Source organism: Stenotrophomonas sp. GD04145, assembly GCF_029835135.1.
Classification (GTDB): domain Bacteria; phylum Pseudomonadota; class Gammaproteobacteria; order Xanthomonadales; family Xanthomonadaceae; genus Stenotrophomonas; species Stenotrophomonas maltophilia_P.
Window position 1 is genome coordinate 1 of sequence record NZ_JAODZG010000074.1, and the last position, 8,844, is coordinate 8,844.

Consider the following 8,844-nt stretch of genomic DNA (forward strand, 5'->3'; position numbering starts at 1 on the left):
AGAAACTGTGACTACCGTCTGTACGCGATCGACCGGTGTCTCAAGTCCCATTCACACACGCCGATACCGGACCCATGGATAGACTCAGCCTCATCGGACTCTTTCTCGCCCTGGCCTCGCTGGTCGGCGGCAGCATCCTCAAGGGCGCCGGACTGGCGTCCCTGTGGTCGCCTGCGGCGTTCGTGATCGTCATCGTCGGCACCATCGCCGCGATCCTGCTGCACACCGCACCCGCCGTATTCAGGCATGCCTTCCGGATCGTGCGCTGGGTCGTGCGCCCGCCGCACAGCGATCGTCGCGAGCTGATCCAGCAGATCGTCGAGTGGAGCAACATCGCCCGCCGCCAGGGCCTGCTGGGCCTGGAAGCGCAGGTGGAAGCGCAGCAGGATCCGTTCCTGCGCAAAGGCCTGCAGCTGCTGGTCGACGGCGTCGAGCCCGAATCGATCCGGCACATGCTGGAGATCGAGCTGGGCAGCCAGGAACACCGTGACCAGGCCGCCGCCAAGGTCTTCGAGGGCATGGGCATCTATGCGCCGACGCTGGGCATCATCGGTGCGGTGCTGGGCCTGATCGCCGTCATGAAGAACCTGGCCGACCCCAGCAAGCTGGGGCATGGCATCGCCGCCGCCTTCACCGCCACCATCTACGGCATCGCGTCGGCCAACCTGCTGTTCCTGCCGATCGCCGCCAAGCTGAAGGGGGTGATCGCCCACAACAGCCGCGACCGCGAGATGGTCATCGAAGGCCTGATCTCGATCGCGCAGGGCGAGAACCCGCGGAACATCGAAACCAACCTGTCCGGCTTCCTGCACTGACATGGCCCGCCGCAGACACCACGAAGAGCACGCCAACCATGAAGCATGGGCGATCCCCTATGCCGATCTGATGACGCTGCTGCTGGCCTTCTTCGTGGTGATGTATGCGATCTCCTCGATCAACGAAGGCAAGTACCGGATCATGGCCGATGCGCTCACCGATGCCTTTGGTGGCGCGCCGCGCACCATCAATCCGGTGCAGGTCGGCAACAAGCAGGTGCAGGGGGGCGGCTGGGACAGTCCTTCGGTGATCAAGTCCGGCACCAAGATCGGCCCTTCCGCACCGGCACCCTCGCACGACCCTACCCTGCTGCCGGCCATGGCCTCGCAGATGCGCATGCCGGTCTCGGTGCACGACCAGCAGCAGATCGCCCGTGCCGAGCGCCAGCTCAGCAGCATCGCCGACCGGTTGACCGCCGCGCTGTCGCCGCTGATCGAGCGCGGCATGATCAGCGTGCGCCGCACCGAGCTGTGGATCGAAGTGGAGATCAACAGCGACATCCTGTTCCCGACCGGCTCGGCGGCGCTGGACGTGCACGCGCGCGGGACGCTGTCCAGCCTGGCCGGTGTGCTGCGCGACGTACCCAACAGCGTGCGGGTGGAAGGCCACACCGACAACGTGCCGATCGCCACCGCCACCTTCCCCTCCAACTGGGAACTGTCGGCCGCGCGGGCCGCCAGCGTGGTCCACCTGTTCGCCGACCAGGGCCTGCAGCCTTCGCGTCTGGCCATGGTCGGCTACGGCCAGTTCCGCCCGCGCGAGGACAACGACAGTGCGCAGGGTCGCAACCGCAACCGGAGGGTGATGGTCATCATCCTGGCCGACACCTCGCACTCGGTCGACCCGCTGGGCCAGCGCCTGAACGCCGCCAACGGCGCGGCCGACCCGTCCGCCGGGCCTGCGGCAACACCCGCCACAGTGCCCTCCCCGTCCCCCATCGCACCGGTGCAGTTGCCACCGGTGCCGGCTGGCAGCCGTGTCGGCGCCGCCGCTCCCCCGGCAATGAAGGAGTAAACCCATGCGCATCTGGGCAGTCGCCAACCAGAAGGGCGGAGTCGGCAAGACGACGACCACCCTGGCCCTCGGTCGCAACCTGGCCACGCAGGGCCATCGCGTGCTGCTGATCGACCTTGATCCCCATGCCTCGCTCAGCCGCGCCTTCGGCGTGCCGGTGGACCCGCCACCGACCGGCGTACTTGAGCTGTTCGGCGCACCTCCGGCCGAGCTGTCCAGCCTTTGCCACACCAGCAGCGTCAGCGGCCTGGACTACGTCTGTGCACAGCCGGCACTGGCCACGCTGGAGCGCCGCAGCGCCAACCAGCCGGGCCTTGGCCTGGCGCTGCAGAACGCGCTGGCACGGCACCAGGGCCAGCACGACTACATCCTGCTGGACTGCGCGCCCACACTCGGCCTGCTGATGATCAATGCGCTCGCGGCAGCGGACCGCCTGATCATTCCGACGCAGGCCGAGCCGCTGGCACTGCACGGGCTGGACGGCATGGTGCGCACCGGTGAGATGGTCGAGCGCTCGCGCCGGCGCCCGCTGCCGATCTCGATCCTGCCCACCCTGTTCGACCGCCGCACCCGCACCGGCAACGAATCACTGCGCAGCATGCAGGACCGTCACGGCGCACGCGTCTGGGAGGATGCGATTCCGATCGACACGCGGGTCAGCAACGCGGCCGGCCTGACCCTGCCGAGCGTCGGCGAGGACTATCCCGGCCGCGGGCTCGCGGCCTACCGTCGCGCGCTGAACTGGATCCTTGGCGAGGATGCGCGCGCGCTGGAGCAAGCCGCATGAACACCACCGGCGTGCTGGACGACTATCTGGACGAGCTGCTGGGCGAAGCGATCGCCCCGGTGGCGGCCAGCCCCGATGCAGGCAACACGGCGCTTCCGGCGGCGATCGCCGAACGCGAGCCGACCTGGGACGACCTGCCGGCAGAGGTCATCTACGAAACCGGCAGCAGCGACGTGGTGCCCGTGGATGACGCCGCTCTGGCGGCCGCCTTCGAGGCCACCAGCCAGTCCTCTGCACCGGCATCTGCCGAACGCCAGCCGACCTGGGACGATCTGCCCGATGAGGTGATCTACGAGACCGACGGCGCGGAAAGCCCGTTGCTGGCCCACACCGACAGCCCCGCGCTGCAGGCTGCCTTCGAGGCCGCCGCCAGCGGCGACGGGGTGGATCCGGTGGCGCCCGCGCGGATCGTGCCCCCGGCACCCGCCGCTGCGCCGCCGGTAGCGGCCGCACCGCCGCGTGTCGCCCTCGAGGCACCCGCCGCCAGCCGCCCTGCCAGCTGGCAGGAACTGCAGGCGCAGGCCCATCGACCCGCCAACAGCCCGCATCCGCAGCACCGCCGCGCGAACGAGCGCACCTCGCGCTGGCTGCGGATGCGCTGTGGCAGCCAGGCCTATGCACTGGAACTGCTGAAAGTGCAGGAGGTGGTACTGCCGGTACCCCTGCTGCCGCTGCGCGGCACTGCGCCGGCGATGCTGGGGATCATGAACCTGCGCGGCCAGGTGGTGCCCGTGATGGACCTTGGGCTGCACCTGGGCGCAGCGGCGGCCGAGGACGACGCACAGACCCGCATCGTGGTGCTGGAGGAAGACGGCGAGACCATCGGCCTGCGCGTCTCGGCCGTGGAAGACGTCGCCAATCTCACTGATTCGCAGATCGAGCCACCGGATACCGCCCGCATCTGCCAGATCTCCAACGACCTCTTCCGTGGTGTGGCCCGCGTCAGCCAACGGCCGATGATCCTGCTCGACGCCACCCGCCTGCTCAACTGAGGCGGGGTCCACGCGTTGCCCGGGCCCGTCGGAACGGGCACGCAGGGCCTCACCGCCCCCTAAAGAACCCCTGGCGGGTGCCGATATGGATGACGGAACCGTTTGTCCGGAGCAACGATGAGCACTGTCGAACTGGGTGAGGATCTCGGCATCGAGACCAGCACCGAGCTCAAGAACCGCCTCGCCCCGCTGGTAGCGCAGGTTGGCGAGCTGACCCTGGATGCAAGCCAGGTCGGCCGCGTCCACACCGCCGCCGTGCAGGTGCTGTGTGCATTCGTGCAGGCACGCCGCGAGGCGGGCCTGGACACCGGCTTCCACGGTTGCACTGCAACCTTCCGTGACGCCGCGCGCCTGCTGGGCGTCACCCAGGCCCTGGGCCTGGACGTACCCCATGACAACCTGAAATCTGTGGAGAACGCTGCATGAGCGCACGTATCTTGGTGGTGGACGATTCGGCGTCGATGCGCCAGATGGTGTCCTTCGCCCTCACCTCGGCCGGTTTTGCCGTCGAAGAAGCTGAAGACGGCGCGGTCGCGCTCGGCCGCGCGAAGGGACAGCGCTTCAACGCGGTGGTCACCGACGTCAACATGCCGAACATGGACGGCATTGCGCTGATCCGCGAGCTGCGCCAGCTGCCGGACTACAAGTTCACGCCGCTGCTGATGCTGACCACCGAGTCCGCCGCCGACAAGAAGTCCGAAGGCAAGGCCGCCGGCGCCACCGGCTGGCTGGTCAAGCCGTTCAACCCGGAACAGCTGGTCGCTACCGTGCAGAAAGTGCTGGGCTGATCGCCCCGCACCGTTCCCCTTCTTCGCTTCCGGATCACCACTGCATGAGCATGGACCTGCAACGCTTCCACGCCACCTTCTTCGAAGAGAGCCGCGAAGGCCTCGACGCGATGGAGGCCGGCCTGCTGGCCCTGGAGTCGGGGCAGCAGGACGCGGAGATCATCAACTCGGTGTTCCGCGCCGCCCACTCCATCAAGGGCGGTGCCGGTACGTTCGGCTTCGATGCCATCGCCGCGCTCACCCACGTACTGGAAACGCTGCTGGACGAGCTGCGCGCCGGCAAGCGCGCGCTGGAAGGCCACGCGGTCGATGCGATGCTGTCGTCCGTGGATGTGCTGCGCGCCCTGCTGCGCGAGGCCGAGCACGGCCTGGCGGCCGATCCGGCGGCCGTCGCCGCGGTGAAGGCGCGGCTGGAGGCAGTGCTGTCCGGCCAGCCGGCAGCCAGCGCCCCGGCCGCGGCTGCCGCCGCAGCACCGGTGGACGATACGCCCGAAGCCTGGCAGATCGGCTTCACCCCCGCGCCCTCGCTGTTCATGAGTGGCAATGATCCGCTGCGCATCATCCGCGAACTGGAACATCTCGGCTCGCTGCAGGTCGCTGCGCGGCTCGAACGCCTGCCCGGCTTCGCCCAGCTTGACCCTCTCGAAGCCCATCTTGCGTGGGACCTCGGCCTGGTCGGCAAGGTGCCGCGCAGCAAGATCGAAGACACCTTTGCGTGGGTGCTGGACGACTGCGAACTGGACATCCGTCCGGCCGCGCCGCCGAGCCTGGCCACCCGCGCCCCCGATACAACAGCCAACGCCCCTTCCACGCCCGTTGCTGCAGTACCCCCCGTTGCCGCCGCCCCTGCCGCCAGTGGCACCCCTGGCACCAGCCAGGACGCGGAAACCTCGATCCGCGTCAGTGTCGACAAGGTGGACGCGCTGATCAATCTGGTCGGTGAACTGGTCATCACCCAGGCCATGCTCAAGCAGGTCTCGCATGCGCTGGATCCGGTGCTTGCCGAGAGCCTGTTCGCCGGCCTGGATCAGCTCGAACGCAACACCCGCGACCTGCAGGAAGCCGTCATCGGCGTGCGCATGCTGCCGGTCGACGCCGTGTTCCGCCGCTTCCCGCGCCTGGTCCGCGACCTCTCCACCCGCCTCGGCAAGCAGGTCCGCCTGCGCACCATCGGTGAAGGCACCGAACTGGACAAGGGCCTGATCGAGAAGATCGCCGATCCGCTCGTCCACCTGGTCCGCAACTCCATCGACCACGGGCTGGAAATGCCGGACGTGCGCAAGGGCGCAGGCAAGGACGAGACCGGCACCATCACCCTGGCGGCGTCGCACCAGGGAGGCCACATCGTCATCGAAGTCAGCGACGACGGACGCGGCCTGGATCGCGCCAGGATCCTCGCCAAGGCGGCCGAACGCGGCCTGAGCGTGCCCGACAATCCCACCGACTCGCAGGTCTGGGACCTGATCTTCCAGCCGGGCTTCTCCACCGCCGACGCCGTCACCGATCTCTCCGGGCGCGGCGTGGGCATGGACGTCGTCCGTCGCAACATCCAGGCACTGGGCGGTGAAGTACAGATCGAAAGCAGCCTGGGCACTGGAACGCGTACCCTGATCCGGCTGCCGCTGACCCTGGCCATCCTCGACGGCATGACCGTGGCGGTGGCGGGCGAGACGTTGATCCTGCCGCTGGCCTATGTGCTGGAAGCCCTGCAGCCGCAGCCGGAGGACATCCGCAGCATGGCCGGCGAAGGGCGCGTGCTGCGCGTGCGTGGCGAGTACCTGCCGATCCTGTCCCTCAGCGAGTACTACGGGTACGGCGCCCGCATGCCCGGCAGCGAATCGCTGGTGGTGGTGGTGGAAGGCGACGGGCAGAAGATCGCACTGGAAGTGGACGAACTGGTCGGTCAGCAGCAGGTCGTGGTCAAGAACATCGAGAACAACTACCGGCGTATCGGCGGCGTGTCCGGCGCCACCATCCTCGGCGATGGCCGCGTTGCACTGATCGTCGACATCGGTGGGCTGGTGCGCTCGCTGCGCGTGCCGCAGGCCGCCTGAGTCCGAGCGCAGGTGATCCAGGGCCGCCGCCCCACACGGGCGGCGGCTTTCGTTTGTGTGCAGCCCGGTAGCAAGGCGAGTGTGCGCCTCCCGCTCCATTTCGTGAACTCCGTCGGCCCACGGCGCCGCAGGAAACCACCCGCGTGCAGGCCGGAACACGGCCCCTGCAACGCGTCCGCGCCGCCGTCCCTACGCATCCGGATGTGACGCCCATCCATAAAGTCCGCCGGCCGTGCGCCGCTATCTCGCAGTGACAGTCGTGACCGGACGCGCATCGGCTCCGATTCACGCTGCACTCCCCGGCCGGCACGCACGCCCGCCACTCTGCCCACCTGGAGCACCTGCATGAAGTGGTTCCACGATCTGCCCATCGCCCGCAAGCTGGCCGTGGGGTTCACCCTCACCACCCTGATGACCCTGCTGCTGGGTGCGTTCGCACTGTTGCGCCTGAGCCAGGCCAACGACCAGCTGGGGGCGATGGCCAGCAACGATATTCCGTCGGTGCAGCATCTGGGCGAAGCCCGCTCGCAGCTTGGTGAATTCCGTACCTACGAGCTGGCCCAGCTGACCATGCTGGACCAACCGGACAAGGTGGCCGACTACAACAAGCGCATGGACGCCACCGCCAAAGCCGTACGCGATGAACTGGCGGCCTATGCCGCCTTGCCGGCCCAGGACAAGGAACGCGAACTGTATCGCGCCGCCTCGGCGCAGGTGGATCGCTACTTCGCCGCCAACAAGGCCATGCGTGACGCAGTGGCCGCCGGCGACGGCATCATGGCGCAGCAGATTTCCGACGAGCAGTCGCGCCCGGCACGGCGTGAACTGTTCGACGCCCTGAAGGCACTGGGTGCCCACATCGCCGGCCTGATGGACGCGCGGATCGCCGATGCCAACGCCACGCATCGCGCCAGCATGATCGCCATCATCGGCTGCATCGTACTGCTGTCGTTGCTGGCCGCCGCGCTGGCCACGGTCATCTCGCGGGCCGTGACCGGTCCGCTCGGCAAGGCCGTGCAGGCCATCCAGGCCGTCGCCCGCGGTGACCTGAGCGTCAGCACCCGGGCCACCAGCAACGACGAGGCCGGCAAGATGCTGTCCGCCACTGCGGAAATGACCGCAATGCTGCGCCGATTCTCCGAGCAGACGCAGCTGATGGCGCAGATGCATGCCGGACCGGATATCAGCCATCGCATCCCGGAAGACTTCCCGGGTGTCTACGGCCAGCTCGCCAGCGGCATCAATACGGTCATTTTCGAGCACCTGGACGCGATCCGCGATGCGATCGACGTACTCAACCAGTATGCCGTCGGCAATCTCGCACCGGACGCGCGCCGCCTGCCCGGCAGCCGCGCCATCCTGCATGAGTCGATGGATGCGGCCAAGTCCAGCCTGCTGGCGATCAATACGCAGATCCAGCAGCTCGCGGCCGCAGCCGCCGCGGGCGACTTCAGCCAGCGCGGCGACGCACAGCGCTTCCAGCATGATTTCAAGGTGATGATCGATCACCTGAACACCATGATGGAAGTCGCCGACAGCAATCTCGGCCAGCTCTCGCAGCTGCTGCAGTCGATCGCAGCCGGGGACCTCACCGCGCGCATGGACGGGCAGTTCAACGGCGTGTTCGCACGGATGCGTGACGATGCCAATGCCACCGTCACCCAGCTGACCCGCATCGTTGGCCAGATCCAGGCCAGCGCCTCCAGCATCACCCTGGCCGCCGGCGAAATCGCCTCGGGCAACAACGACCTGTCGCGCCGCACCGAACAGCAGGCCGCCAACCTGGAAGAAACCGCCGCCTCGATGGAGGAACTGACCTCCACCGTGCGCCAGAATGCCGAGCACGCCCGCCAGGCCAACCAGCTCGCCATCGGTGCCCATGGCGTCGCCTCCCAGGGCGGCGAAGTGGTCGGCCAGGTGGTCACCACCATGTCCGCCATCGAAGCCTCCTCGAAGAAGATCGCCGAGATCATCAGCGTCATCGACGGCATCGCCTTCCAGACCAACATCCTGGCCCTGAACGCCGCGGTCGAGGCCGCCCGCGCCGGTGAACAGGGCCGCGGCTTTGCGGTGGTCGCCAGCGAAGTGCGCACCCTCGCCCAGCGCTCGGCCGCCGCCGCCAAGGAGATCAAGGGCCTGATCGACGACTCGGTGGGCAAGGTCGCCGATGGTTCTGCGCTGGTGCACAAGGCCGGCGCCACCATGGGCGAGATCGTTGCCTCGGTGCAGCGCGTAACCGACATCATGGCCGAGATTTCCGCGGCCTCGCAGGAACAGAGCGCCGGCATCGAGCAGGTCAACCAGACCGTGGTGCAGATGGACGAGACCACCCAGCAGAACGCCGCGCTGGTGGAGGAAGCCACCGCCGCTGCACGGGCGATGGAGGAACAGGC

7 protein-coding genes and 1 pseudogene are annotated in these 8,844 nt (G+C 68.2%); all 8 read left to right on the forward strand.

Going from position 1 to position 8,844, the window contains the following annotated elements; all coding sequences use genetic code 11:
- Positions 1-74 precede the first annotated feature (74 nt).
- On the forward strand, positions 75-815 hold the full coding sequence (locus tag N7367_RS18875; protein WP_053520060.1) for a flagellar motor protein: 741 nt from the start codon (positions 75-77) through the stop codon (positions 813-815).
- Between the two features lies 1 nt (position 816).
- Positions 817-1,662 (forward strand): annotated as a pseudogene (motD, locus tag N7367_RS18880) (flagellar motor protein MotD); the annotation flags it as partial.
- A gap of 172 nt (positions 1,663-1,834) precedes the next feature.
- Positions 1,835-2,617 (forward strand): ParA family protein, encoded by a 783-nt coding sequence (locus N7367_RS18885; RefSeq protein WP_065176153.1) that lies wholly within the window; start codon positions 1,835-1,837, stop codon positions 2,615-2,617.
- Positions 2,614-3,609: a chemotaxis protein CheW gene (locus tag N7367_RS18890; protein WP_279942998.1), complete on the forward strand. Its 996-nt coding sequence runs from the start codon at positions 2,614-2,616 to the stop codon at positions 3,607-3,609. The genes N7367_RS18885 and N7367_RS18890 overlap by 4 nt, the downstream gene beginning before the upstream one ends.
- Positions 3,610-3,726: 117 nt before the next feature.
- The gene (locus N7367_RS18895; protein ID WP_053520056.1) at positions 3,727-4,035 is read left to right on the forward strand and encodes an STAS domain-containing protein; all 309 of its coding nucleotides are present in this window, start codon (positions 3,727-3,729) and stop codon (positions 4,033-4,035) included.
- The gene (locus N7367_RS18900; protein WP_005409521.1) at positions 4,032-4,397 is read left to right on the forward strand and encodes a response regulator; all 366 of its coding nucleotides are present in this window, start codon (positions 4,032-4,034) and stop codon (positions 4,395-4,397) included. The genes N7367_RS18895 and N7367_RS18900 overlap by 4 nt, the downstream gene beginning before the upstream one ends.
- 44 nt (positions 4,398-4,441) lie before the next feature.
- Positions 4,442-6,451 (forward strand): chemotaxis protein CheA, encoded by a 2,010-nt coding sequence (locus tag N7367_RS18905; RefSeq protein WP_279942999.1) that lies wholly within the window; start codon positions 4,442-4,444, stop codon positions 6,449-6,451.
- A gap of 345 nt (positions 6,452-6,796) precedes the next feature.
- The coding region (locus tag N7367_RS18910) for a methyl-accepting chemotaxis protein (RefSeq protein ID WP_279943001.1) at positions 6,797-8,844 on the forward strand (2,048 nt) is incomplete at its 3' end.

What these genes read in the sequence shown, in the direction of transcription:
- N7367_RS18875 (WP_053520060.1), top strand. Translation starts at nt 75, where the DNA reads ATGGATAGACTCAGCCTCATCGGACTCTTTCTCGCCCTGGCCTCGCTG.
- N7367_RS18885 (WP_065176153.1), top strand. Translation starts at nt 1,835, where the DNA reads ATGCGCATCTGGGCAGTCGCCAACCAGAAGGGCGGAGTCGGCAAGACG.
- N7367_RS18890 (WP_279942998.1), top strand. Translation starts at nt 2,614, where the DNA reads ATGAACACCACCGGCGTGCTGGACGACTATCTGGACGAGCTGCTGGGC.
- N7367_RS18895 (WP_053520056.1), top strand. Translation starts at nt 3,727, where the DNA reads ATGAGCACTGTCGAACTGGGTGAGGATCTCGGCATCGAGACCAGCACC.
- N7367_RS18900 (WP_005409521.1), top strand. Translation starts at nt 4,032, where the DNA reads ATGAGCGCACGTATCTTGGTGGTGGACGATTCGGCGTCGATGCGCCAG.
- N7367_RS18905 (WP_279942999.1), top strand. Translation starts at nt 4,442, where the DNA reads ATGAGCATGGACCTGCAACGCTTCCACGCCACCTTCTTCGAAGAGAGC.